The 23,846-nt window shown below is 72.0% G+C and carries 20 protein-coding genes; 10 read left to right on the top strand and 10 right to left on the bottom strand.

The annotated features are described in order from the left end of the window. Positions 1-80: 80 nt before the first annotated feature. Both ACFU95_RS13930 and ACFU95_RS13925 read right to left on the bottom strand, forming a co-directional pair. Positions 81-1,409: an ABC transporter substrate-binding protein gene (locus ACFU95_RS13930; RefSeq protein WP_383826471.1), complete on the bottom strand. Its 1,329-nt coding sequence runs from the start codon at positions 1,407-1,409 to the stop codon at positions 81-83. A gap of 276 nt (positions 1,410-1,685) precedes the next feature. Continuing rightward, complete coding sequence (locus ACFU95_RS13925; protein ID WP_383826468.1) at positions 1,686-2,819, bottom strand: ROK family protein; 1,134 nt, start codon at positions 2,817-2,819, stop codon at positions 1,686-1,688. 310 nt (positions 2,820-3,129) lie between these two features. Between ACFU95_RS13925 and ACFU95_RS13920 the strand changes: the two genes are divergently transcribed. The 5 genes from ACFU95_RS13920 (at position 3,130) to ACFU95_RS13900 (ending at position 9,687) form a co-directional block, all read left to right on the top strand. Continuing rightward, positions 3,130-4,038, top strand: a complete 909-nt coding sequence (locus ACFU95_RS13920; protein ID WP_383826465.1) for an N-acetylglucosamine kinase — start codon at positions 3,130-3,132, stop codon at positions 4,036-4,038. 108 nt (positions 4,039-4,146) lie between these two features. Next, positions 4,147-6,084: a phosphatase PAP2 family protein gene (locus tag ACFU95_RS13915; protein WP_383826462.1), complete on the top strand. Its 1,938-nt coding sequence runs from the start codon at positions 4,147-4,149 to the stop codon at positions 6,082-6,084. Positions 6,085-6,120: 36 nt separating this feature from the next. Next, on the top strand, positions 6,121-7,893 hold the full coding sequence (locus ACFU95_RS13910) for a phospholipid carrier-dependent glycosyltransferase (RefSeq protein WP_383826459.1): 1,773 nt from the start codon (positions 6,121-6,123) through the stop codon (positions 7,891-7,893). Positions 7,894-7,979: 86 nt separating this feature from the next. After that, a complete protein-coding gene (locus ACFU95_RS13905) occupies positions 7,980-8,903 on the top strand; it encodes a MurR/RpiR family transcriptional regulator (RefSeq protein WP_383826566.1) in 924 nt (307 codons plus the stop codon). A gap of 406 nt (positions 8,904-9,309) precedes the next feature. Continuing rightward, entirely contained in the window at positions 9,310-9,687 is a 378-nt protein-coding gene (locus ACFU95_RS13900) for a hypothetical protein (protein WP_383826456.1), read from the top strand. Between the two features lie 17 nt (positions 9,688-9,704). Here ACFU95_RS13900 and ACFU95_RS13895 read toward each other — a convergent pair whose 3' ends face one another. Beyond that, the gene (locus ACFU95_RS13895) at positions 9,705-10,490 is read right to left on the bottom strand and encodes a cellulose binding domain-containing protein (RefSeq protein ID WP_383826453.1); all 786 of its coding nucleotides are present in this window, start codon (positions 10,488-10,490) and stop codon (positions 9,705-9,707) included. Positions 10,491-10,612: 122 nt separating this feature from the next. Further along, positions 10,613-11,464 carry a hypothetical protein gene (locus ACFU95_RS13890; RefSeq protein ID WP_383826450.1) on the bottom strand — a complete coding sequence of 284 codons (852 nt, stop codon included), beginning with the start codon at positions 11,462-11,464 and terminating at the stop codon, positions 10,613-10,615. 168 nt (positions 11,465-11,632) lie between these two features. Here ACFU95_RS13890 and ACFU95_RS13885 point away from each other — a divergent pair, with 168 nt between their 5' ends. Further along, the gene (locus tag ACFU95_RS13885) at positions 11,633-12,394 is read left to right on the top strand and encodes a TetR family transcriptional regulator (protein WP_383826447.1); all 762 of its coding nucleotides are present in this window, start codon (positions 11,633-11,635) and stop codon (positions 12,392-12,394) included. Positions 12,395-12,541: 147 nt separating this feature from the next. After that, positions 12,542-12,955 carry a Zn-ribbon domain-containing OB-fold protein gene (locus ACFU95_RS13880; RefSeq protein WP_383826445.1) on the top strand — a complete coding sequence of 138 codons (414 nt, stop codon included), beginning with the start codon at positions 12,542-12,544 and terminating at the stop codon, positions 12,953-12,955. Here ACFU95_RS13880 and ACFU95_RS13875 read toward each other — a convergent pair. Beyond that, positions 12,937-14,331, bottom strand: coding sequence for a Gfo/Idh/MocA family protein (locus ACFU95_RS13875; protein WP_383826442.1), 1,395 nt, complete (start codon positions 14,329-14,331; stop codon positions 12,937-12,939). The genes ACFU95_RS13880 and ACFU95_RS13875 overlap by 19 nt on opposite strands. Positions 14,332-14,720: 389 nt before the next feature. On the opposite strand from ACFU95_RS13875, the gene ACFU95_RS13870 reads away from it, so the two are divergent. After that, positions 14,721-17,279 carry a hypothetical protein gene (locus tag ACFU95_RS13870; protein WP_383826563.1) on the top strand — a complete coding sequence of 853 codons (2,559 nt, stop codon included), beginning with the start codon at positions 14,721-14,723 and terminating at the stop codon, positions 17,277-17,279. 132 nt (positions 17,280-17,411) lie between these two features. On the opposite strand, the gene ACFU95_RS13865 is transcribed toward ACFU95_RS13870, so the two are convergent. Both ACFU95_RS13865 and ACFU95_RS13860 read right to left on the bottom strand, forming a co-directional pair. Then, complete coding sequence (locus ACFU95_RS13865) at positions 17,412-17,813, bottom strand: PPOX class F420-dependent oxidoreductase (RefSeq protein ID WP_383826439.1); 402 nt, start codon at positions 17,811-17,813, stop codon at positions 17,412-17,414. 57 nt (positions 17,814-17,870) lie between these two features. Continuing rightward, positions 17,871-19,049, bottom strand: a complete 1,179-nt coding sequence (locus tag ACFU95_RS13860) for a MalY/PatB family protein (RefSeq protein ID WP_383826436.1) — start codon at positions 19,047-19,049, stop codon at positions 17,871-17,873. Positions 19,050-19,226: 177 nt separating this feature from the next. Here ACFU95_RS13860 and ACFU95_RS13855 point away from each other — a divergent pair, with 177 nt between their 5' ends. Continuing rightward, positions 19,227-20,600, top strand: coding sequence for a S1 family peptidase (locus tag ACFU95_RS13855; RefSeq protein ID WP_383826434.1), 1,374 nt, complete (start codon positions 19,227-19,229; stop codon positions 20,598-20,600). Positions 20,601-20,676: 76 nt separating this feature from the next. On the opposite strand, the gene ACFU95_RS13850 is transcribed toward ACFU95_RS13855, so the two are convergent. From ACFU95_RS13850 to ACFU95_RS13840, 3 genes are all read right to left on the bottom strand, one after another. Continuing rightward, a complete protein-coding gene (locus ACFU95_RS13850) occupies positions 20,677-21,063 on the bottom strand; it encodes a hypothetical protein (protein WP_383826431.1) in 387 nt (128 codons plus the stop codon). 188 nt (positions 21,064-21,251) lie between these two features. Then, positions 21,252-21,437 (bottom strand): hypothetical protein, encoded by a 186-nt coding sequence (locus ACFU95_RS13845; protein WP_383826428.1) that lies wholly within the window; start codon positions 21,435-21,437, stop codon positions 21,252-21,254. 100 nt (positions 21,438-21,537) lie between these two features. Then, a complete protein-coding gene (locus ACFU95_RS13840) occupies positions 21,538-22,698 on the bottom strand; it encodes an ROK family protein (protein WP_383826425.1) in 1,161 nt (386 codons plus the stop codon). A 169-nt stretch (positions 22,699-22,867) separates the two neighbouring features. Here ACFU95_RS13840 and ACFU95_RS13835 point away from each other — a divergent pair, with 169 nt between their 5' ends. After that, a complete protein-coding gene (locus tag ACFU95_RS13835; RefSeq protein ID WP_383826422.1) occupies positions 22,868-23,833 on the top strand; it encodes a carbohydrate ABC transporter permease in 966 nt (321 codons plus the stop codon). The last annotated feature ends 13 nt before the right edge of the window (positions 23,834-23,846 follow it).

The raw sequence follows: 23,846 nt of genomic DNA, 5'->3' as shown, positions 1-23,846 counted from the left end.
GCCTCAAGCAAGGACCCCGACATCACTGGGCAATCAGGGCCCGGTCGTCGTTTCCTCACCCCCCCCCCCGGCCCTGTGGCCTACGATCCGCCGCCGACCTGCTGGTTGTAGCCGGCCACGATGTTCTCCAGGGCCTTGCCGGCCGACTGCTGACCGTTGATCGCCTTGCCGAGTTCCGTCTTGGTCGGGTCCTCGGTGAGGCTCTTGCCCTTCAGCACCCAGTTCGTCTGCGCGCTGTTGAAGTAGCCGGAGATCGGGTCGTAGAGCGGGATCGACTCGTTGTACAGCTTGAACGCCGCCTGCGCCGCCTCGGACTTGAAGGGGTACTTCGGGTTCAGACCGCTCTCGACCGGCAGGAACCCGGACGCCTCGCACAGCGCCTGGTAGTGGGCCGGCTCGTACAGCCAGGACAGGAACTTCTTCGCGGCGGTGGCCGCGTCGGCGTTGTTGTTGAAGCCCACCGTCATGCCGCCGCTGTTGACGTCGCTGGCCTGCACCGGCTGGGCGGGGGTCGGGACGCTCGCCCACTCGAACTTCTTGATGCTGTCCGCGAAGGCGGGAACCTGCCACACCCCGGACCAGTAGGCGACGACGTCACCGCTCTGGAACATGGCCGACGGGTCGGCGCCGCTGGTCCACACCGACTTCGGCATGGTCTTGTCGTCGTTCCATCCGACGAAGGTGTTCACGGCCTTCTTGGTCGCCGCGTCCACCGAGAACTTGCCGGAGGAGTCCGCGTGGACGTACTTGCCGCCCATCTCGTACACCATGGCGCGCAGCCGGGAGGGTGACTGGTCGAAGGTCAGGGAGTACTTGGCGTCGGTCTTCTCGCGGACCTTGTTCGCCGCCTTGATGAACTCGGTCCAGGTCCAGGTCTTCTCGGGCGAGGTCGGGAAGGAGACACCGGCCTTCTCGAAGAGCGACTTGTTGATGAACATGCCGGAGGCGGTGACGTCCGAGGGGATGGACAGCACCTTCCCGGACGAGTCCTTGGCGACGAAGTTGGCGTTGATCTTGTTGCTCTTGTTGTTGGCGATGTCGCCGAGGTCGATCAGCTTGTTCGACCAGATCGGGTCCAGCTTCGGCACCGCCGCCACGTCGGGCAGGGAGTTCGCCTGCGCCGCGTTGCGCAGCTTCGCGTCGTAGCCGTCGTAGGGGATGTTGACGAGCTTGACCTTGACGCCGGTCTCCTTCTCGTACTGCGCCACCATCTTCTTCCAGCCCGCGTCCTGTCCCGGAACCGTGGAGATCCAGAACGTCAGCGACTTGGAGGTCCCGCCGGAGTCGGATCCTCCTCCGCAGGCGGTGAGCATCAGGGCACCTGCCGTTGCCACGGCAGCGAGGGGAACCAGGCGGCCTATGCCGCCGCGGCCGAGTCGGCGGGAGCGCCGCACACCCACAGTGGTCATCTTCGATCCCTTTTCGTCGTAGGGGACGGAGCACGGCGCCGACCGAGGCGGCACGGGTGCATTTTGCAGGAAAATTCGCTTTCCGGGGCCGCGGCCTCGCCCGGCCGCGTCGTCCACGCGGGGCGAGATCCCCGGCCGTCCTGGCCGTCACCGCACGGGCACGCCCTCATGCGGTTGCCGTATGTCGAGATACGGGCGGGACGCTCACCCCAAGTCGGCGTCCCGGCCGACTTAGAAAGCGCTTGTCCGGACATTGGCAGACCGAGTCCGAAACCGTCAATGCTTCATCCGCGCCACCTCGGTCACGGTTTGGACTCCTCTGGCCACCGCGAGGCGGGCCGCGCCCACCACGGTGCCGAGATCACCGACCTGGCTGCTGACCACCTCGGTGGGCCAGCTGAGCCGCTCCAGCTCGGCCCGCACACCGGCCAGGAGCTGCGGAAACGCGCCGGTGCTGCCGCCCAGCACGAGCAGTCCGGGGTCCAGTACGGCGGTCACGGCGGCGGCCAGCCGGCCCACGTCCACCGCGTGCCGGGCGACGACGGCACGGGCCGGGGCGCTGCCCTGTCCGGCGAGCGCGAAGAGCCGCTCGGCGGTACGGGGGCTGGAGCCCTCGGTATCCGGCCATGCCTCGGCGGCCCGGCGCAGCAGGGAGCGGGCCCCGATGTACTCCTCCAGGGCCTCGTGGCGGGGCTCCAGACCGTCGTCCCAGGGGTAGGGCAGCCGGGCGAGCTCTCCGGCGGCTCCGTTCGCCCCGGCCAGCACCTGACCTCCCACGACGATGCCGAGACCGATACCGACGCCGATCCGCAGGTAGCCGAAGGTGTGACGGCCGCGCGCCGCGCCCTCGTGCAGTTCGGCGAGCGCGGCGCAGTTGACGTTGTTCTCCAGATGGACGGGGACTCCGGGCGGCAGCGCGACGGCCACCGCGTCGAAGACAGGCCCCGCCTTGGCGGTCGCCGGGCGCATCCCGGAGCCCTCCTCGCCCCGCGCGGCGACGTCACCGACGGCCACGACGATGGAGCGCAGCGGGGCGTCGGCGGGCAGCGCGCCGAGCGCCTCGCGCACCACGTCGGCCGCCTCGGCCCGGGGCCCGGTGGCCTCGGCGAGCAGGGTGCCGTCCAGGGCGCAGCCGCGGACCCGGGTGACCGCGGGGCCGAGGTCGACGGCGAGCACGGCGCCGGCGGCCGGGCCGAGGCGGTATACGGCCGCGTTGCGGCCCGTGCCGCTGGAGGCGGTGCCGGAGTGGGCGGCCAGATGGACGCCCTCCAGTTCGGCGACGGCGGAGGAGACCGTCGGTTTGGACAGCCGCGCGAGGCTCGCGAGCTGCGGCCGGGTCGCGGTGCCGGCCTGGGCCAGCACGGCGAATACATGGCTCGCGCTCTCGGTCAGACGGGGGGCTCTTCCCACGTCGTGTTCCACAGTTCCCCCAGGTGACAGGCTGCTCTCCCGGGCCGATCGGCTCGGCGGAAGGCGGCGATGGGTTGCCCTGGCGCCGCGCGCGGCCGCCCCGGACGAAAGGCCCGGGAAGCGGACTGCGCGACGCCTATTGACACGCACTGTACTTCGTTAGTTAACTTCCTAACGAACGTCACGGTACTCGCCTGCCGTGGTCCGTCCAGAGGCCCGTCCCGGGGCTTCCCTAGCTCTTCAACTGTCTTGCCCTCCGGCACGGTTCGCCCGCCGTCGCAGCACACAGCGCACCGACGAAAGAGGATCCGTGCAGGACACCCCATTGTCTGGCCCTCTGCTGGTCGGCATCGACGTGGGCGGCACCAAGACGCATCTGCGCGCCCTCAGGGGCGACACCGTCGTGGCCGATCACGTCCGCCCCAGCAGCGGCTGGCGGCCGTGCGATCCGGTGGCCGCGGCCGGCTGGCTGGCCGCGCTGCTCGCCGAGGCCCTTCCCAAGGGCACGCGCCCGTCCGCGCTGGCCGTCGGCGCCCATGCCTGCGAGACCGCGCGTCAGTGCGCACAGATCCGTACCGCGCTCCAACTGCACTTGGACGCGCCCGCGCTGGTCGTGGGCGACGCCGAACTGATCGTGCCCGCAGCGGGCCTGGACAAGGGTGTCGGCCTGGTCGCCGGCACCGGATCCGTCGCCGTGGGCCGTTTCGCCGACGGCACACCGGTCCAGGTAGGCGGCTGGGGCGCGCTGCTCGGCGACGAGGGCGGCGGCGCCGGTCTGGTCCGCGAGGCCGTCCGTGCCGTATGGGCCGCGCACGACCGCGGCGAGGAGCCCGACGCGCTGGCACTCGGTCTGCTGGCCGCCTTCGACGTCCCCGAAGTACCCGCGCTCGGCGCCGCGTTGGAGTCCGTCACGGCGGCCTCCGCCGAGTGGGGCCGGCACGCTCCGGCGGTCTTCGCGGCCGCCGAGGCCGGCTCCCCGCTCGCCCGCACCGTGATCGCGGAGGCGGGCCGCGCCCTGGCCGCGCTCGTCGAACGCCTCGCCGCCCGTGGTGTGGTGGTCGACGACGTCGTGGTCGCGGGCAGTACCGTCCTCGCCCAGCCCCCGCTGTACGACGCCTTCGCGTCGGCACTGCGGGAGAGTGTGCCGACGGCCCGGCCGCTTCCCCTGCGGACGCCGCCGGTCGAGGGCGCGGTGGCGATGGCCCGTTCACTTGTGTGACATGTTCCGGTCGCCGACTCTCCTCCGCTCCGCCATGACTCGCCCGTAGATCTTCGCTCGTACGACCTCCCGGCCGCACGGCCGCAGAACTCAAGAGAGGCCACACCCATGCCGTCATCCGCCGGGCAGCACTCCCCCGCGCCGCTCACCGAACGCACCATGAGGCGAAGGGGGTTCCTCAAGACCTCCCTGGGCGCCACGGCCGGCCTCGTGGCCGCGCCCACCCTCGTCAGCTGGCTGGCCGCGGCGGACGCGAAGGCCGCCGCGACCGCCGCCGCGTTCGTCGACGACTACAGGACGAACGTCGTCGCCAACCAGACGCCCGAGACCAACGCGGTCGTCCGCGTCCTCGGCGGCTTCGCGAAGGTGTGGAAGACGGGCGGCGCCTGGGACACCGGCACGCCGCTCGCGCCCGAGGTGCTGCGCGCCAACATGCGCTACTGCGCCCGGATCACCGCCGTGCGCACGGACGCTCAGGCGAAGGAATCGTTCATCATCGACCGTCAGCACCAGAGCTACTCGGTGATCGCCGGGCTCGGTCCGCTGGCCGACCTGTACAAGTCGGGGGCCAAGGCGGTCACTTCGATCACGAGCGCGCCGGAGGGCACCCCGGCCGGGAAGATCAGCGACGCCCTGCCCGCCGACGCCCCGGCCGGTTCCGCGATCGGCGCGGGCTCGTACGACTCGGAGCTCGGCGACGTGGCCAGGCTGGTCGACACCGTGCGCGGCCCCTTCGCGTCCGGGAACCCGGCCAAGTTCGCCTTCCAGTACCCGCGCCCGTGGCGGATGAACGAGGACAGCGAGGTCGTCGACACCGGCAAGAAGGACGCGTTCGGCTTCCCCGTCTACGACTCGAAGGTGGTCGTCGCCCCGCAGCTGCTGCGCCAGCGCGGCGAGAACCCGGCCGAGGACGGCGGCTTCCCCAGCGGGCACACCAACGCCCTGCACCTGGCTGCCCTGGCGTACGCCTACGCCGTGCCCGAGCGTTTCCAGGAGCTGGTGACCCGGGCCTTCGAGCTCAGCCACACCCGCATCGTGGCCGGCATGCACTCCACGGTCGACGTCCTCGGCGGTCGCATCATGGCCACGGCCCTGGCCGCCGCCGCCCTCGCCGACCCGGCCAACGCGGCGCTCAAGGCCGCCGCCCGCGCCCAGGCCCTCGCGTACTTCAAGGAGCGGACCGGCACGACGGCCGACACCCTGTACGCGTACGCCCACTCCGCCGACGCCGGCACCGACCCGTACGCCGACCGGGACGCCAACGCCCGCGCAGTCAAGCCCAAGCTGACGTATGTGCTGACCCGGCGCGGCCGCGACGAGCCCCTGACCGTGCCGAAGGGCGCCGAGGTGCTGCTGGAGACGCGCCAGCCGTACCTGACCGCGGCCCAGCGCCGCGAGGTGCTGCGCACGACCGCGCTGCCCGCCGGGTACGTCCTGCTGGACGGCTTCGAGCAGTGGGGGCGGCTCGACCTCTTCACGGCGGCGGACGGCTACGGCGCCTTCGACTCCGACGTGACCGTCACGCTCGACGCCGCGGCCGGGGGCTTCGGCGCGGCGGACACGTGGCGCAACGACATCCGCGGTGAGGGCGCTCTGACCAAGCGCGGTTCCGGGACGCTCACGCTGACCGGGCACAACCGGTACCACGGCGGCACGGTCGTCGGCGCGGGTGTGCTGGTCGCCGGGTCCGCCAACGCTCTCGGGCAGGGTGACGTGCGCGTCGAGGGCGGCACGCTCCGCGGCGACAAGGTGCTGCGGGTGCGCGGCTCCTACGTCCAGGAGGGCGACGCGACCCTGGAACTGCTGCTCCGCAAGAACCACGGTCCGGCGCTCGAGGTGTCCCGGCGGGTCGTGCTGGGCCGGGGCAGCGTGCTGTCGCTGCGCCTCGACGCCGAGCGCGCGCCGGCCGCGGGGACCACGATCCCCGTCATCGAGGCGTCCCAGCTGCGTGGCCAGTTCGACCGGATCGAGCTGAACTCCGACAGGCTGCGGGCCGTACCCCTCTACACGACGGAAGGTCTGTCGGTACGACTCCTGAAGCGGTGACGCCGTCCCCGGCGGGGGCTGGTGCAGAGTAGGCCCATGGGCCGGCTCCGGATCAGCTCCCGCCGCCGCGGGGCCGACGGCCCCGCGGAGCGGATGATGGCGCTCGAACGGCACTCGGCCACGACTTCGGACCCTGCCCCGACTTCGGTCCCGGACCCGGCGCCGCAGGAGCGCTCCGGCCCGCCCGACGCGCTGCCCTCACACCCCCGCCGGCGACGCCGGCTCGTCGCGCTCCTCGTGGGCCTGCTGCTGGCCCAGATGGCCGTCGCGATGGTGACGACGGCCGTGCGGCAGACTCCGACCATCGACGAGCCCGTGTACGTGGGCACTGCGGCCGAGTATCTGCACGAGCACCGCGTGGTCCACAACCCCGAGCATCCGCCGCTGGGAAAGCTCGTCGTCGGCGTCGGGTTGGTGTGGGCGGATCCGCGGGTCGATCCCTCCTTCACCGGCGATCAGGGCCGGTTGGGGCGGCATCTGCTGTACGAGTCCGGGAACGACCCTTGGCGTCTGATGCTGTTCGCCCGGCTCCCCGTGATCGTCCTGACGCTTGCGTTCGGGTTGGCCGTTTTCGCCTTCGCCGGTGAACTGGCCGGTGCGGCGGGTGGGTTGGCGGCACTCGGCCTGTACGCCTTCTCCCCCGACGTCATCGCCCATGGCTCGCTGGCCACCCTGGACGTGCCGGCGGCCGGGTTCGTGCTGGTGTCGGTCTGGCTGCTGTGGCGGGCCCGCCGCCGCCCGCGGTGGTGCGTGCCGCTGGCCGGAGTGGCGCTCGGTGCGGCCCTGGCGACGAAGATGAGCGCGTTGGCGGTGGTCCCGGTGGTACTGGCGCTCACCGCCCTGTCCGTGTGGTGCGCGAGGCCGTCCGCCGAGCCCCGCCGCAGGGCGCTGGTACGAGCGGTCGCGGGCGCCGGCGTGGTGGCGCTGGTCGCGATCGCCGTCGTATGGGCGTCGTATCTGGCGGTCGATCCGCGGCTGCTCTGGTCGCCGCAGCAGCATGTGCCCGTCGTGCACGGGCTACGGGGACTCGCGGTGGATCTGCTGCCGTTCCCGGAGGCGTACCGGGACGGGATGCGCATCCAGTTCGGCTTCGAGAACCACCCCTGGCAGGGCTTCCTGTTCGGCCGGCTCTACACGGGCTCGCTCTGGTACTACCTGCCGGCCGCGCTGCTGGTGAAGACGCCGCTCGGCATGCTCGCCCTGTGGGCGGCGGGTGCCGTGGCGCTGGTGGCCGTGCGGCGGCTGCGGCGCGCGGCGCCGTATCCGCTGGTGCCGGCCACCGTGCTGCTCGCCTCGGCCATGCTGGGGGCGCGGGACTTCGGCACGCGGTACGCCGTCTTCGTCCCGATGTTCCTGGCGGTGGCGGCGGGCTGTGTGCTCGCGGTGCGGTGGCGGTGGGCGCCGGTCGCGGTGGCGGCACTGGTGCTGTTCGTCGCGGTCAGCTCGCTGCGGACGTACCCGTACTACCTGCCGTACTCCAACGAGGCGTTCGGTGGTCCGGCGAGGACGCATCTGCGGTTGCACGACTCGAACGTGGACTGGGGTCAGGATCTGGGCCGGCTCGCGGACCGGCTGCGCGAGCGGTACCCGGACGAGCGGATCTGGCTCGTGTACAAGGGCAGCGGAGTGCCGTCCTACTACGGCATCCACGCCGCCGATCCGCGCGAGGTGCCCGCAGGTGAGGTGCGCGGACTGCTCGTCGTGTCCGATTCCTCCGTGGCCAAGGCGACCGGGCGGCTGGCCGAACTGATCGACAGCAGTCGCCCGATCGACACGGTCGGCCATTCGATCACCATCTATCGGCGCTGACCGCGTCCCCCGGGGACCTCGCTCCAAGCCTGGTCAGCACAGTGTGTGAGCTATGTTAAAGCACTGTGGAAGACAAAGGAGGCGCCCTGCCGTCGTCGCAGCAGGCACGCGCGCAGGCATCCGCGATCACTTCGGGAAAGACCGCTCCGGAAGCTGAGGCATCCCCGACTTCCCAGCTCAGGGCGCTCTTCGACCACCCCCGCCTGTCCCCCGGACAGCGACGCATCGCCCAGTACCTGATCGAGCACATCACCGAAGCGGCGTTCCTCTCGATCACCGACCTCGCGGAGCGGGTCGGTGTCAGCCAGCCCTCGGTGACACGCTTCGCCGGTGCGGTGGGGTTCAGCGGTTACCCCGCGCTACGGGAGAAGCTCCAGGCGATCGCCCTGGGCAGCCTCGCCGGGGGCCCCGCGGCGGCCGAGGAGAACGGCGCCAACGAACTGCAGTCCGCCGTGGACGCCGAGATCGAGAACCTGGAGAACCTGCGGCGCGACTTCGCCGACCCCGATCAGGTGATCGACATCGGCCGCAAACTGTCGCAGTCGACCCCGCTGACCATCCTCGGGCTGCGCATCTCGGCTTCCCTCGCCGAGTACTTCGCCTACGCGGCGCGCCGGATCCACCCCGATGTGCGGCTGGTGACCAGCGGCGGCAGCGTGGCCTACGACGCGCTGCTCCAGTCGCGCGAGGCCGGCGGCACCTGGGTGCTGGCGTTCTCCATGCCCCGCCACGCCCAGGAGACCCTGACCGCCGTGCGGGTCGCGCGCAGTGCCGGCCTGAAGGTCGCCCTGATCACCGACCTGGCGCTCGGGCCGGTGGCCGACACCGCCGACATCGTCTTCGCCACCGGCACCGGCTCCCGGCTGGTCTTCGACTCCTACGCCGCGCCCGGCGTGATGGCCGCCGCGCTCCTCCAGGCCATGACCGACGCCGACCCGGAGCGCACCCAGGCGCGGCTCGAGGACTACGAGCACGTCTCCGACCAGCACCAGTTCTTCCTGCGGGACTGATCCCGCCGCGACCGGCCTTCCGGACCGATCGTCCGCCCTGACGGGCGCAGCCCACTCCAGCCGAACCACCACACCATGGGGCCATTCCTTTCAAATCACGCATGAATGTTTTCATGCGCCTTGAAAAGCGGACGGCATATATAAATACTTCACACGCACCATCCGCCCGCCGAAAGCAGCCGGTCCGCTCATGCGCACGTCACCCCATCCGTCGTGCGACTGCCGTCTGCCTTCCGGGCTCCTCAACGAACACCCGTTGCCGCCGTCTCCTACCCGCGTCGGCGCTCGGGCTGTTCGGTCGGGCATCGCCTGCGCGAGCGCCCGTGGCGGCGGCCCCGGTCATCCCCTAGGCCGGGGCCGCCCCGACTCCGTCGGACACCCAGACGACGCCGCACACCCGGAAGCGATGACCATGACCCTGACGAAGACGCGCATCGGCAGCTCGGACTGGCCGTGCCAGGTCAAGACCCCCGGTTCCTACGACTGGGAACGCTCGGCGGCCAAGTGGCTGCGTGAGCTGGTACCGGCCCGCTACGCCAGCTACCCGGCGCTGATCCGCCACCCCGTGCTGCTCGCCCGCCATGCGCAGATCCAGGTCCAGAACGAGATCCGGGTCGCGCGCACCGCGCTCCAGACCGCACGTGCCGACCTGCCCGCCCTCGGCATGCCCGAGTCGGTCATCGAACACACCATCAAGATGTACGCGGCGGAGGTCATGCAGTTGCAGCACATCGCCCGGAGCGTGCGCGCGGTGTCCCAGGCACTGGTCGACCGCGGGCGCTGACCGGCCGTCGCCGGGCGTCAGGACGCGCCGGCCGTCGCCGCGCAGGTGACCTCCGCCGAGGGGGCACCGGACTGCGAGGTGTGGGCGATGAAGCCGAAAGTGACGCTCGCCCCGGGCGCCAGACTGCCGTTCCATGACGCGTTGGCGACGGTGGTGGAGCCGTCCCGGGTCGTGGTGAGAGTGCCGTCCCAGACCTGGGTCAGGCGAGCGCCGCCGTCCGGCACGACGGTCGCGGTCCAGCCGGAGACGGGGGAGGCGGGCGCGTTGGTCACGGTCACCTCACCCTGGTAGCCGCCCTGCCAGCTGTTGACGGTCCGGAAGGACGCGGTACAGGCGGAGGAGTCACCTGAGCCGCCCGCTTCTCCGGCGCCGGGTGCGCCCGGCGCGGACTCGGCCGGTGCGGAGGCGGTGGCCGAGGGGGCCTGGTCCTGCGCCCCGGCCGCCGCGCCGTCGACACGGCCGGACAGCAGGAGTGCGCCACCGAAACCGACGACCGCCGCCGCCGTCACGGTGACCGCGACGGCGGCGCGCCGGAATCCGGGGCCGGACGCGGCCGGACCGGGGCGGACGACACCGCCGCGCGGCGCGATCCTCGTCTCCTCGACGACGGGCGGGAGTTCCTGCGTCGCGTCCTCGGCACCGGGCAGGGAACGGGGCACGGCCACGCTCTCGTAGCCGCCGCCCTCCCGCTCCAGCTCCTTGAACAACTCCGCGAGGGCGTCGGTGCGGCGTGGGCGCAGGACACGGATCGGTTCCAGAGCCGGGTCTTCGTCGGGCTGAGCGGGGTCGGGCCGTGTGGGCACGCCGATCTCCTTCCGTCCCGTCTTCACGGGCTTCACCATTCCCCGAGAAGTGATACGGCGTTGCCGTCCCCCCTGTTCAGCGAGATGCGCCCGGAGCCTCGCCGACCGGGGCGGGGCCGCGGTCAGGCCCCCGCTGCGAGGAACCGCCGCAGGGACGTCTTCATCGCGGCGACAAAGGCGTCCCTGCTCGTGTCGTCCAAGGCGTCCAGGGACAGATAGGGGTTGAGGTCCTCCAGCTCGACCAGCAGCAGCTCGCCGCCCGGCGCGCGGCAGGCGTCGACGCGCTGAATGCCGTGCCCGAGGCCGTTCCACTCGACGAAGCGCCGGGCGAACTCCAGGTCGCCGTCGGTGGGTTCGTACGGCTCCAGTTGCCAGCGCCGGTCGGTGTGCGGCGCGTACAGGGCGTACTGGAAGTCGTGGTCGACGAAGTAGAAGGAGACCTCGTACGCGAAGTCGACGCAGGGCTGGACCAGCACGTCCCCGTCGATCAGCACGTCCCCGGAGAGCAGTTCGCGCACTTCCTCCGCGGAGACGATCCGCAGCCCGATCGAGTCGGCGCCCAGCTTGGGCTTGACCACATACCGCTCGGCGTCGGGCAGCAGGTGCAGGTCCTCGGCGCGGTCCACGGTGGGGATGACGGGGTAGCCGGCGGCGGTCAGGTCGAGCAGGTACTGCTTACCGGCCATGTCCGCTCTGCCGGACAGCGGGTTGTAGACGCGCGTCCCGGCGTCGAGCGCACGGCGGCGGAAGTCGTCGTACACGTCCTGGTAGGCCAGCACGGGGCCGCTGTTGCGTACGACGACCGCGTCGAAGGCGGCCATGAGCGCGGCCGCGTCCCGGGGGTGGCACAGGGCGAGGTCGAAGTCGTCGCGCAGTCGGGAGGTGAGGAGGATGTCCTCGTCGCAGTAGCGGCGCCCGCGGGCCGGGTAGGCCAGGTCGGTGACGTACAGGACGCGGGGGCGGGCGGGCGTCATGCGGGGCTCCTCGGCTGCGGCGGCAGCCGATCGTATGCGGCCCGCCACTCACCGGACAAATGTCCGGTCGGTCGAGGTCACAGCACCGCAGCGGCCAGGCAGCACTGAGTACCCTGCGAGCAGCGCACTGAGTGCCATGGGTCTCGCTCTGGTGCTACGTTCGCGTTCATGAGCTCCAGCAGTGCGGCGCCCGGTCGCGGTGAGAAGGCGGAGGCCGTGGCGGCGAAGCCCCCGATGCGGGAGGCGCTCGTGGCGGCGGCCTTCCAGCTGTTCCTGGAGCGGGGGTACGAGCAGACGACGGTCGACGACATCGTGACGCTGGCCGGTGTCGGGCGGCGGTCGTTCTTCCGCTACTTCCCGTCCAAGGAGGACGTGGTCTTCCCGGACCACGAGCGGTGTCTGGCGGACATGACGGCGTTCCTCGGCGCGAGCGACGAGGAGCACGAGCCGGTGCGGCGGGTGTGCGACGCGGCCCGGCTGGTGCTGCGCATGTACGCGGAGAATCCGACCTTCTCGGTGCAGCGCTACCGGCTCACCAAGCGGGTGCCGGGGCTGCGCGCCTACGAGCTGTCGGTGGTATGGCGGTACGAGCGCGCCCTCGCCGAGTATCTGCGCCGGCGTTTCGCCGGCCGGCGCGACGGCACCCTGCGGGCCGATGTGATCGCCGCCGCCGTGGTCGCGGCGCACAACAACGCGCTGCGCTCCTGGCTGCGCTCGGACGGCCAGGACGATGCGAGCGCCGCGGTGGACCATGCCCTGGGCTATGTGCAGTCCACCTTCGGTGTCACCCCTCCCCCGCGTCCGGCCGACGGCCCGTCCGGCGATCCGGCCGGCGATCCGGCCGAGGACGTGGTGGTCGTGGTGTCCCGGCGCGGTGCCCCGCTGTGGCGGGTCGTGCAGGAGATCGAGACCACGCTCGGGCGCGACTGAGCGAAATTGGGGGTACGCAGTGCCTTTACGGGTGGCACTGAGTGCCATACGCTGAGGCCGTGCACGGTGGCACGGTGAACCGGGCACGTGCGTGCCCGGGCGACCCGCGCACGTGGGATTCCGGCCCAGCGCAGGGAGTTGACCAGCGTGTACCACCCCTCAGGAAGCGTTGTTCGTCCGACCGTCGGCTCCGCGACCGGCGTACTCGACCCCACGGCCGCAGACCGGGAGGCCATCCATTTCCAGCGCTGCACCTGGTGCGGCACCGCCATGTACCACCGGCTGCTGTGTCCGGTCTGCCAGGGCAGTGATCTGCGGACGGAGCGCAGCGAGGGGGTGGGGACCGTCCGGCACGCCACCGTCGTCCACCGCAACACCCCCGCCGCGCGCAATGTGTCCCTCATCGAGATGGCCGAGGGGTTCGTCGTGCGCGGCCGGGTCATGGGCCCGCTCATCGGCATCCACAGCGGGGACCGGGTCCGCTTGTCCACGGCGAAGGACCCGGTCCGCAGCGAGCCGGTGTTCCAGCTGGTCGACGAGCCCTACCGCGCCTGGACCTGACCACCCTGACCGCCTGGCCTCTCCCGGAGAGCGGGGATCAGCTCCCGCACGTCGACGGGCCGTCCCGTCTCGAAGCACTGGTTGGCGGCGAGCCCGACCGTCAGGGCCAGCGCGCCGTCGCGTTCGGTGGCCGTGAGGTGCGCCGCCGTACGGGCTGCCGTCCCCGTGTCGGCCGGCCGCGCTGGCCCGACTGGGCCGAACAGGGCGTCGAGCATGCGCGGGTCTCCCCCGCCGTGGGCCTCGTGGGCGGTCACGAGCGGCAGGTCCACCGGGGGCTGCCACAGCGCACGCAGCGTGAGCCGCGCTCCGCCCGCGTGCTCCGCGGCCGTGTCCCCGTGCAGCGCACCGCTGCTTGAGCCCATCCGCGTCCGGGGCCGCTGCCAGCGGCTCTCCTCGACCTCCAGTTCCAGGCGTCCGGCGCTGCCGTTGAACATGCCCCGGTAGCCCTCCCACGGGGAGTACGCCGTGAGGTGGTACGTGACCGTCGCGCCCCGGGCGTAGCGCACGAGGACGGCCATGTCGTCCTCGATCGTGACGGGCCCGTCGAAGACGTTGCGGTCGCGGAGGTAGCCGTTGTCCGGCTCGGCGTCGAGGTAGAGGGCGCGAAGGGTGTCGTCGGCCGCCAGGTCCAGGGCGTAGGGGTCGTCGGCGGCCTGGTCGGCGCCGTGAGCGCGGACGTAGTCCCGGCGCAGTCCGTGGCGTTCGCCCGCCGCACGGCCGTAGAAGCCGAGCCGTCCGTAGCCGAAGACGTCCCTCGGCTCGTCCGCGAGCCACCAGTTGACCAGGTCGAAGTGGTGGCCGGCCTTGTGCACCATCAGGCCGCCGCTGTGCCGCTTCTCCCGGTGCCAGCGGCGGAAGTAGTCGGCGCCGTGGCGTACGTCGAGCAGCCACTCGAAGTGGACGGAGAGGATCTCGCCGATCGCCCCGTCTGCGAGCAGGTCGCGGACCGTCTCGTGCACGGGGTTGAAGCGGTAGTTGAAGGCGACGGTGAGGGAGTTCCCGGTGTCCCCGACCGTGTCGAGGATGCGGGCGCAGCGGTCCGCGTCGATGGTCATCGGCTTCTCCGTGACCACGCGGCAGCCCGCCCTGAGGGCGGGGACGATGTAGCGGTCGTGTTCGGCGTCGACGGTGGTCACGACGACCTCGTCGATGCCCTCCTGGGTGAGCATGTCGGTGAAGCGGTCCGGCTCCCACTGGGTGGCGGGGGGTGCGCCGCGGTCGGCCAGCAGGCGGTTGTGGAAGGCCATGCGAGTGGGGCTGGGATCACAGAGGGCGGCGACGCGGTGGCCGGGGCGTTCGGCGAGGGCCCGGGTGAACGTCTGCGCGCGGTGGCCGGTGCCGACAACGGCGGCGCGGCGTTGGGGAGTTCGGCTCATCGTGGTGGCCTTTCCCCTCGTTCGCCCGCCCACTCCTCCATGTCACTCTTCCCTCGCTCCACAGGCAACGCACAAGTACCTCCTTCCGTCCTCCCCGGGTGAGGGGCCCGGGGCCGTCCCGGTGCGAACGGAAGGAGGGGCACGTGATCCGTGCCCGGCGATGGGGGTCCCCCCGCGCGAGCAGTGTTCGAGCGTGGGGGAGGGTCACCGCCCTGGCGGTGCTCACAGTGGTGGGGGCGTCCCCAGGGTGGGCTCAGGCTCAACAGGCGTCCGGCTCACGGCCGCCCGCGAACACGGCCGACGACGGTGACGGTCTGCCGGCCGACTGGAGCGTCACGGGTGAGGGGGCCGCGCGCAAGCTGGTGTGGCGGTCCGACGAGCGCGTCCCGATGGGAGACGCCCGGGTCGAGTTCTACGCCGGTGACCGGCTGCTCGGCCGCCCCGCGCCGGCGAAGGACGGGCGTACGTTCCGGCTCGGTCTCGACGGGGTTCCGCTGGACTCCACAAGGGACCTTCAGGTCCGTTCCTCGGGGCGCCGGTTGGACGCGCCGGAGACGACTTCCGGCGGCGCGCGCCCGGCGGTGACCGTCCCGCGGCGACTGCCGGCGAACCAGGTCGACCCCGGGAGGCCGGGCTCGTACCGCACCGTCACGGGCGAGTACGACCTCGCCCCGGTACGGCTGCCCGGGTTCGCCGAACCGGTCGAGATGAAGGCGGTGGTGGTGGCGCCCAAGGGCGCGGACGGCCGCCGGCCGCTCGCCCTGTTCCTCCACGGCCGCCACTTCACCTGCTACACCCCGCAGGGCGAGACCGACGGCGAGTGGCCCTGCGCGGCCGGCTCCAAGCCGGTGCCGAGCCACCGTGGCTATCTGCGCGACCAGCGGCTCCTGGCCTCCCAGGGCTATGTGACGGTGTCGGTCTCCGCCAACGGCATCAACGGGCAGGACTGGAACGCCGAGGACGGCGGCGCGCAGGCCCGTTCCTCGCTCGTGCGGCAGCATCTCGCCCGCTGGGCCGGCTGGTCCGCCCATCCGAGCACGGCACCGGCGGTCGTACGCAAGGCGCCCAGGGCCGATCTGTCCCGGGTGCTGCTGGTGGGCCACTCGCGGGGCGGTGAGGGTGTCAACCGGGCCGCGATGGACAGCCTCTACCCGCCGCCCGCGCCGCAGGACGGCTACCGCGGGCCGGTGCGCTGGCACATTCGCGGCACCGTGCTCATCGGCCCGACGATCTTCGGCCAGAACCCGGTGGCGGACGTGCCGTCGATGACGGTCCTGCCGGGCTGTGACGGCGACGTCTCCGATCTCCAGGGCGAGGTGTACGTCGACGGCACCCGCCGGGTCAGCCGCGGTGCCGCGCTGCACAGCGCCGTGTACGTGGTGGGCGCCAACCACAACTACTTCAACAGCGAGTGGACGCCGGGGCAGGCCGTGGCGCCCGCCGACGACGACTTCTGGCACGACGAGGAGCAGACCGACCCGGTCTGCTCCCCCGGTACCCGCACCCGGCTGACCGCCGACCAGCAGCACCAGGCGGGCGCCACCTACATCGCGGCGGCGGCACGGCTGTTCGTCGCCGGCGACGACCGCGTCCGCCCGCTGCTCGACGGCTCGGGCCGCCGCGCGCCCTCGGCCGATCCCGCACACGTCCTCACCCACGCGGTGGGCGCGCGGCGCGGCGCCGCGTTCCTTCCGGACGGCAAGGTCACCGTGAGCGGAGGCCGGCTGTGCTCGGCGGTGGATCCCTCTTCGGCGACCGCCTGTCTCGCGTCGGAGACCGCCGGTACCTCTCCGCACTTCGCCCGCTGGGAGACCGACCGCGAGCCCGGCCGCCGCGCGGTCGCGCTGCGCTGGTCCGCGGCGGGGTCCGCCGTCCGGGTACGTCCCGACCGGCCGTTGTCCCTGAAGGGCGCCAAGGCACTGGCGCTGCGCGTCATCGTGCCCCCGAACAGCACCGGAACGCGGTTGGACGTCTCCGTCACCGACACCGCCGGGCGGCATCGGACCCTCGGCCGCGTCGAGGTCGACGGGCTGCCGGGGACGGACCGGACCGCTTCGTACTGGGCGCGCGAGGTGCGGGTCCCGATCGGCGCCGACGACGCGGCCGCGCTCGACCTGCGGCACGTCGACTCGCTGGAACTGACGCCGCGCACGAGGTCCGGGCGGGCCTGGCTGATGGACGCCTGGGCCTGGCGGCCGGGCACACCGGCGGTGCGGGAGGCGGCGCCGGCCCGCGTCGACGTCGGCCGGCTGACCGTCAAGGAGGGGGACTCGGGCGAGCGTACGTACCGGGTGCCGGTCCAGGTGACGGGGCGGGGCGCCGGACAGGTACGGCTGTTCGTCACCGATCCGGTCACGGGCAAGGTCACGGACCGGCTCGTCACAGTGCGGCCCGGTGCGCACGACCTCGACGTCCCGGTGAAGGTCACGGGCAACGCCCGCTACGGCGACGACCTCGCGCACGACGTCTTCGTGAAGGCGGTGCGCACCAGCGTGGTCGGCTCGCACCGGGGCGGGGTGACCGCGCAGAACGACGACCCGTTGCCCACGATGGGGGTCACGCCGATCGCGGACCGGGTGAGCGAGGGGAAGCCGCTGAAGTGGCGGGTGACCCTGTCCGCGGCGGCCGATGCCGAGGTGAGCGGTAGGTTCACCGTGCTTCCGGTCACCGGCGGTCAGGAGCTGTCCACCAAGGACGTCGACCCCGCCTGGCTCCAGGACTCCTCCGGCGCCTCGCCGGATCCGGAGCGCCCGCTGTCCGAGGTGGACGGTCTCTCCGTGTGGGTGTCCGTCCCCGCGGGCGCGACGAGCACGGAGCTGACCTTGCCGACCCGCACCGACGGGGTGGCCGAGCCGGCCGAGTCGGTGCGCCTGCTGTTGTCCGACGACTCCGGTGAACCGCCGCACGGCCGGCCGGTGGTGACGGGCACGGTGCTCGACGCGCCGTGAGACACACCTCGCGGGCGGGTGCCGGACACCCGCCCGCGAGGGCACGTTCGCGCGCCGTGGTGCGTGAGCAGGACCCGCCCGGCGGCGCCCCGGCGACCTGAGCCCCGAGCTTCTCGTCCTCGGCCGGTCGGGTCAGCCGGCCGGCGTGAGGGTGACGCGAATGCCGACCGTGCCGTTCGCGCCTCGGCGCAGTCGGCTGCCGAGGAGGGTGAGGCGGCCGGTGATGCCGTACTTGCGGGCGATGAGCCTGCGGTAGTGGGCGCTGGTCGGCCGGTCGCAGATCTCGGCGGTGGCGGGGACCTGTTCGCCGGTCGGCCTGCCCCGCAGGTCGCAGGGGCCGACGAGGACGTCGCCGCGGGCGCGGATGCGCTTGACCTTCCACGAGTCGGCGACCGTCCAGACGCCCAGCGCGTCCGCGTCGCGGACCACCCAGACCGGGGTGGCGACCCCGGTGCCGTTCTTGCGGTAGCTGGTGACGAGCAGGTACTTGCCCGCGCCGAGCGACTCCAGCATCTCCAGCGACGAATCGTCCATGGCCGAAAGTGTAGGCAGCGAGGTCGGGGACGCCGAGGGGCGCCCCCGCAGCACACCTCAGTCGAGGGCCGCCGCCATCCGCCGTACGCCTTCGGTGATCAGCTCGGGTGACGTCGCCAGGTTCAGGCGTACGTGTCCCGCTCCCCCGGTGCCGAACGGGATCCCGGAGTTGAGCGCGACCCGGCCGCGCCGCAGGAAGACGTCCGCCGGGTCGTCGCCGAGGCCGAGCGCGCGGCAGTCGAGCCAGGCGAGGTACGTGGCCTCGCCGGGGCGGTAGGCGATCGCGGGGAGGTGCTCGGCCAGGAGGTCCGCGCACAGGCGCCGGTTGTCGTCCAGACCGGCGAGCAGGGCGTCGAGCCAGGCCGTGCCGTCGCGCAGGGCGGCGCTGTGGGCGATGATGCCGAGGTGGCTGGGCCCGTGGCTGACCTCTTCGGGCAGACGCGCCAGGTCGGCGGCGGCTTCGGGGCCCGCGACGGCCAGTGCCGCCTTGAGGCCGGCCAGGTTCCAGGCCTTCGACGCCGACATCAGCGACAGCCCGCCCTCGGCGCCCGGGACGCTCAGATACGGGACGAAGTCGACGCCGCCGGTGGTCAGCGGGGCGTGGATCTCGTCGGCGACGACCCGTACACCGTGGCGGTCGGCGAGCGCGGCCACGGCGGCCAGTTCACCGGCGGTGTGCACGGTGCCGGTCGGGTTGTGGGGGCTGCACAGCAGGAAGGCGGCGCGTCGGCCGCCCGTGGTCACCCGGCGGAAGGTGTCGTCCAGGGTGTCGAGGTCGATGCGCAGGTCGGAGCCGAGCGGCGCCTCGACCACTCGGCGGTCCATGTGCTCGACGAACTGGTAGAACGGCGGATAGACCGGTGAGTTCACCACCACCGGATCGCCCGGTCCGGTGACCAGTTTGAGCATTTCGACCACACCGAGCATCACGTCGGGCACGATCGCCGTCCGCTGCACGGCGAGCCCGTACCAGCCCCATCGCTTCTCCGCGAATCCGGCGAGTGCCTCGGCGTAGCCGGTGCCCGCAGGGTAGCCGGTGTCGCCGAGCGCGAGGGCCTCGGTGAGCGCGTGGACGACGGGTTCGGCCAGCGGCACGTCCATCTCGGCCACCCACAGCGGCAGGACGTCGTCGGGGTAGGCGCGCCACTTCATGCTCGTACGACATCGGAGCCGGTCGAGGGTGAGGGCGCGCAGGGGATTCGGTTCACCGGACGTCTCGTGCGGGATCCTGGTCATGGGGCTCAACATAGGGGGCTGTGCGGGGGCCGGGTACCGCTGGCGCGGGGGCCGGCGCAGGAACGGTCACCCGGTCGGTGAACACGGGCGGGCCGGGCCACGTATGGAGAGAGGGTGCTCAACTACGGGAGGGCCCCGCGGCGTTGCCGCCGCGCTGTACTGGTTCGGGAGCTCTGCATGAGGCACGCACGACGACGTCTCGTCCGGCGAGTGACACGGCTGGCGGCCGTCGGCGGACTCCTCCTCGGAGGAACGATGGTCACACGCGCCGTGGCGAGTGAGCCTCCCGACGCGTCGGCCCTCCCGCGCACCTACGCCGCTTCGGCCGCCGGCACCGGCAGCGACCTGGTCGCGAAGCTGGGTGCCTCCCGTACGGCGGGCAGTTGGATCGGTGCCGACGGCAAGCCGGTCGTCGCGGTCACCGACGAGGCGGCGGCGGCCGAGGTGCGCGAGGCGGGCGCCGCGGCGAAGATGGTCGACCACAGCATGGACGAGCTGAAGTCGGCCACGTCGACGCTGCGTTCGGCGCCCCGGGTCGCTGGTACGGCGTGGGTCATGGACTACCAGTCCAACCAGGTGGTCGTTCGGGGCGACAGCACCGTTTCGGCGGGCGACTGGTCCCGGATGACGGACCTCGCGGGCGACATCGGCGGCTTCGTCCGGATGGAGCGCACCGAGGGCACGTTCACCACACGGCTCAACGGCGCGCTGCCGATCCTGTCGACGGCCGGGCGCTGTTCGGCCGGTTTCAACGTCACGGACGGAAAGCGTGACTTCATCCTGACGGCGGGGCACTGCGGGCCCGACGGCTCCGTGTGGTTCTCCGACACGCGGGGCACCCAGCAGATCGGCCAGACCATCGAGCAGAACTTTCCCGGCGGCGACTTCTCCCTGGTCCAGTACGCGAGTGGCAAGGCCGGCGCCGGGGCGGACGTCGTGTCCCTCGGTGAGGGCAAGGGCGTACGGATCACCGGTGCGGCCGATCCCGCCGTCGGGCAGCGGGTGTTCCGCAGCGGCAGCACGAGCGGCTTGCGCGACGGTGAGGTGACGGCGCTCGACGCCACGGTCAACTACCCCGAGGGGACGGTGACGGGGCTCATCGAGACGAACGTGTGCGCCGAACCCGGTGACAGCGGCGGTCCGATGTTCTCGGAGGGCGTCGCGCTGGGTGTGACCTCGGGGGGCAGCGGCGACTGCAACGCCGGGGGGACGACGTTCTTCCAGCCCGTGACCAAGGCGCTGGCCGCGCTCGACGTGCAGCTGATCGTGGCGGCGCAGAACGGATCGGGTCAGCAGGGCGCCTCGCCGGCTCCGTCCGCGTCGGCGCCGCAGGGCGCGCTCTCCCCCGGTGACGCGTCGCCCGGCTCGTCGGTCCCGGTGACCGGCGCGGACGCCGTGACGCTGCTGTCCCGGCTGGCGGACCCGAAGAACGCCGGTCCCGGTCTGCTGGTCATCGCGGGCTCTCTGGTCGCGCTGGCGGCGACCCGGTTCATCCGCGCGGAGCAGGACCGCAAGGCGTACCGGCGTCACTACTCGGCGACCTGGGGGTGACGGGGCCGGGCGATCGCCTCCGGGGTCGGGGGCCTTCACCCCAGGGTCAGCAGAACGGTCGCCCCCGCCGCGCCGGTCAGCCCGATCGCACGTCGCGCGGTGAGGGGTTCATGGAGGAGGGCGAACCCCAGGACGACGGGCAGCGCCGGGTAGGGGGACGCGAGGACCACGGCCGCCGCCAGCAACTGCCGCTGGGCGGCGAGCAGGTAGAGAACAGCGGGGACAGCGCGACGGATGTGACGGCGCTCACCGGCACGACGGTGCTCATCGCGCCCCGGCTCAGGCCGCGGTTGAGGAAGTGCATGGCGGCGCCGCTGCCGATGCCGGACAGCGCTCCCCACAGCAGATCCGTGGGGCGCACGGCATCGGCCGGGACGAGGAGTGCGGCGGCTGCGGCGAGGACGAGCCCGCCGAGCTGGCCGAGAAGGGTCACGGCGGCGAAGTGCGCGCGCCGGGAGAGCATTCCGCCGGCGGTGGGGGCACCTCCCGGCTTCGAGCGAAGCCGAGAGCGGGAGGCCGACGATGCCGTAGCAAACGGCCGAGGTCAGTGCGAAGAGGGCGCCCATCGGGTCAGGAGTGCCCCGAGTGGGTGTTCCGATGCGTGGAGAGGTACGTCGAGGAGGGAGCTCGGGCCCGCGCTGAGGCGCGTACTCAGGCCGCCTTCACCGGCTGGGGGGCCGCGGCGGCCCACTCCAGGACCAGGCGCTGGTATTCCTCGCGCTGCTCGCCGCTCAGTGTCCCGCCCGCCCGGCGCCACAGCGCCCGGATCTCCTCGTTGACCTCGTCAGCCGATCGCTCGGAGGCGAATTCAACAGTGATGGACATGCTGTGAAGCATACGGCTCCGAAGGTGAAGGCCACGTGAGTAAGCACGAATAATACGGACATATCGGACCGTGTTGCTGATCACGTCCATCTGGCGGAAGGGACCGCGGAGTTCAGGCGTCCGCCGCCCCCAGGACCAGCACCTGGATCGCGAGAACGGCGGCGCCACGTGCCCAGTCGTGAAAGTCGGACACCTTGGTCTCGAGATCGATCGGGGCGGCCAGCGGATGCCGCAGGGCGCCGATGGTGTCCGCCACGGTCCGGCCGGCGATGCCCATGAGGCCCACTCCCTCACCGGCGAGCAGGATCTTCTGCGGCAGCACGAAGTTGGCGATCTGGGCGACCAGGGTGCCCAGGGCCCGGGCCGCCTCCCCGATGACACGGGCGGGCATCGACTCGCCCGCCGCGGCGAGCTCCAGGATCTCCTCGTACGTCCGGTCATGGCCGGTGGCCGCCTGGACCTGGTAGCGGATGTTGGGGATGGTCAGCAGCGAGACGGCGCTGCCGCGTTCCCCGTCGGGGGTGAGCGGACCGTTGGGGTCGATGATCCAGTGGCGGCCGAAGCCGCGGTCCTCCTCGGCATAGGGCACCCGCCTGCCGCCCAGGACCAGCCCGTAGCCGATGCCGGCGCCGATGGTGAGGACGACGAAGCGGTCGAGGCCGCGGCCGGCGCCGAACCAGGTCTCCGCCTCGACGAGGGCGGCGACGTCGTTCTCCACGACGACCGGCAGCCCCGTGCGCTCCTCGACCAGTTCGGCGAGCGGGACGTCACGCCAGTTCAGGAACGGTGACTCCCCGACCACGGCCCGGTCCTCGACGAGGCCGCCGACGCCGATGCCGATGCCCGCGAGCCGGGGATGGCCGACGGTGAGCGCGTCGGTCATCTTTCCCAGCACCTCCACCACTTCGGCGGGTTCGCGACTGGTGAGCGGATGGTCGTAGCGGGCGACGATCTCGCTTCTGAGGGTGGTCACGACGCCGTAGACCATGTCATCGGTGATCTTGAAGCCGACGAAGGAGCGGGATTCGGCGACCACGTCCAGCGGCTGCGACGGGCGACCCTGCCGCACCTCCGCCGTGGCCCCGGCCTCGGGGACCTCGACGAGGAGGCCCGACTCGATCAGCGGCTTGGTCAGCCGGGTGAGGCTGCCCGCGGACAGGTCGAGCCGCCGGGCGAGTTCGGTGCGGGACAGGGGGCCACCGAGGAGCACCTCGATCGCCACCGAGCGCTCACCGGGGCTGAGTGGAAGCCAGCTGGCGGCTACTGGGGTCATGGTCGTCAGACTCCCACATGATTTTTTTCTCCATGAAACCAACACCACCATCATAGAGCCCTCAGGTCGGCTTGAAGAAGGTTTCGGCCCACCCCTTGACGGCTGGATTCTTCCACGACAAAAGTAAGTGGCGCCGAGGACGAGCAGCCGCAGACGAGGGAGTCTCCTGATGACCATCGCCTCCAGCAGCCCTCCGTCGCGTCTGCCCCTGGGCGGCGCGCAGGGGGCGGGGACCAAGTCGAGGACACGGCGGGCACGCTCCCGCGAGAACCAGGGGGACGGGCGGCTCGCCGCGGTGTTCATCGCTCCGGCGCTGCTGGGCTTCCTGGTCTTCCTGCTCTGGCCGACGCTGCGGGGCGTCTATCTGAGCTTCACCCGGTTCAACCTGCTCACGCCGCCGGAGTGGGTCGGGCTGGACAACTACGTGCGGATGGTCAACGACCCGATCTTCTGGGACTCGCTCTCGGTCACCGTCGAGTACGTCTTCATCAACATCGGCGTCCAGACGGTGGCGGCGCTCGCCGTCGCCGTACTGCTGCAGCGGCTGACCCAGTCCGCGGTGCTGCGCGGGATCGTGCTCACGCCCTATCTCATGTCGAACGTCGTCGCGGGCATCGTCTGGCTCTGGATCCTGGACACCCAGCTCGGCATAGGCAACGAGATCATCGCGGGGATCGGCGCGGACCGCGTCCCGTTCCTGGCGGACGAGACCTGGGCGGTCCCGACGATCGCTCTGATCAATGTGTGGCGCCACGTCGGATACACCGCACTGCTGCTGTTCGCCGGCCTGATGGCGATACCGAACGACATGTACGAGGCCGCGAAGGTGGACGGCGCGAGCGAGTGGCGGATGTTCTGGCGGATCACGATGCCGCTGCTCCGGCCGGTCCTGGCGGTCGTTCTGATCATGACGGTGATCGGTTCGTTCCAGGTGTTCGACACGGTCGCCGTCACGACCGCCGGCGGACCGGCGAACGCCACGAACGTCCTTCAGTACTACATCTACGGCGCAGCCTTCGGCCGCTTCCAGTTCGGGTACGCCTCGGCGATGTCGGTGGCCCTGCTGGTCGTGCTGAGCGCGATCACCGTCCTGCAGTACCGGCTCACCCGGGCCGGCCAGAGCGACCTCGGCTGAGGGAAGGGAGACA

Origin of the sequence: Streptomyces sp. NPDC057623, from assembly GCF_042800355.1 — a bacterium.
GTDB lineage: Bacteria > Actinomycetota > Actinomycetes > Streptomycetales > Streptomycetaceae > Streptomyces.
This window is presented reverse-complemented; position numbering and strand designations above follow the sequence as displayed.

Bases quoted from the DNA above. Each gene is read 5' to 3' on its own strand.
- ACFU95_RS13930 (WP_383826471.1), bottom strand. From the start codon at position 1,409: ATGACCACTGTGGGTGTGCGGCGCTCCCGCCGACTCGGCCGCGGCGGC.
- ACFU95_RS13915 (WP_383826462.1), top strand. From the start codon at position 4,147: ATGCCGTCATCCGCCGGGCAGCACTCCCCCGCGCCGCTCACCGAACGC.
- ACFU95_RS13910 (WP_383826459.1), top strand. From the start codon at position 6,121: ATGGGCCGGCTCCGGATCAGCTCCCGCCGCCGCGGGGCCGACGGCCCC.
- ACFU95_RS13900 (WP_383826456.1), top strand. From the start codon at position 9,310: ATGACCATGACCCTGACGAAGACGCGCATCGGCAGCTCGGACTGGCCG.
- ACFU95_RS13890 (WP_383826450.1), bottom strand. From the start codon at position 11,464: ATGACGCCCGCCCGCCCCCGCGTCCTGTACGTCACCGACCTGGCCTAC.
- ACFU95_RS13885 (WP_383826447.1), top strand. From the start codon at position 11,633: ATGAGCTCCAGCAGTGCGGCGCCCGGTCGCGGTGAGAAGGCGGAGGCC.
- ACFU95_RS13875 (WP_383826442.1), bottom strand. From the start codon at position 14,331: ATGAGCCGAACTCCCCAACGCCGCGCCGCCGTTGTCGGCACCGGCCAC.
- ACFU95_RS13870 (WP_383826563.1), top strand. From the start codon at position 14,721: ATGGGAGACGCCCGGGTCGAGTTCTACGCCGGTGACCGGCTGCTCGGC.
- ACFU95_RS13865 (WP_383826439.1), bottom strand. From the start codon at position 17,813: ATGGACGATTCGTCGCTGGAGATGCTGGAGTCGCTCGGCGCGGGCAAG.
- ACFU95_RS13860 (WP_383826436.1), bottom strand. From the start codon at position 19,049: ATGACCAGGATCCCGCACGAGACGTCCGGTGAACCGAATCCCCTGCGC.
- ACFU95_RS13855 (WP_383826434.1), top strand. From the start codon at position 19,227: ATGAGGCACGCACGACGACGTCTCGTCCGGCGAGTGACACGGCTGGCG.
- ACFU95_RS13850 (WP_383826431.1), bottom strand. From the start codon at position 21,063: ATGCTCTCCCGGCGCGCGCACTTCGCCGCCGTGACCCTTCTCGGCCAG.
- ACFU95_RS13845 (WP_383826428.1), bottom strand. From the start codon at position 21,437: ATGCTTCACAGCATGTCCATCACTGTTGAATTCGCCTCCGAGCGATCG.
- ACFU95_RS13840 (WP_383826425.1), bottom strand. From the start codon at position 22,698: ATGACCCCAGTAGCCGCCAGCTGGCTTCCACTCAGCCCCGGTGAGCGC.
- ACFU95_RS13835 (WP_383826422.1), top strand. From the start codon at position 22,868: ATGACCATCGCCTCCAGCAGCCCTCCGTCGCGTCTGCCCCTGGGCGGC.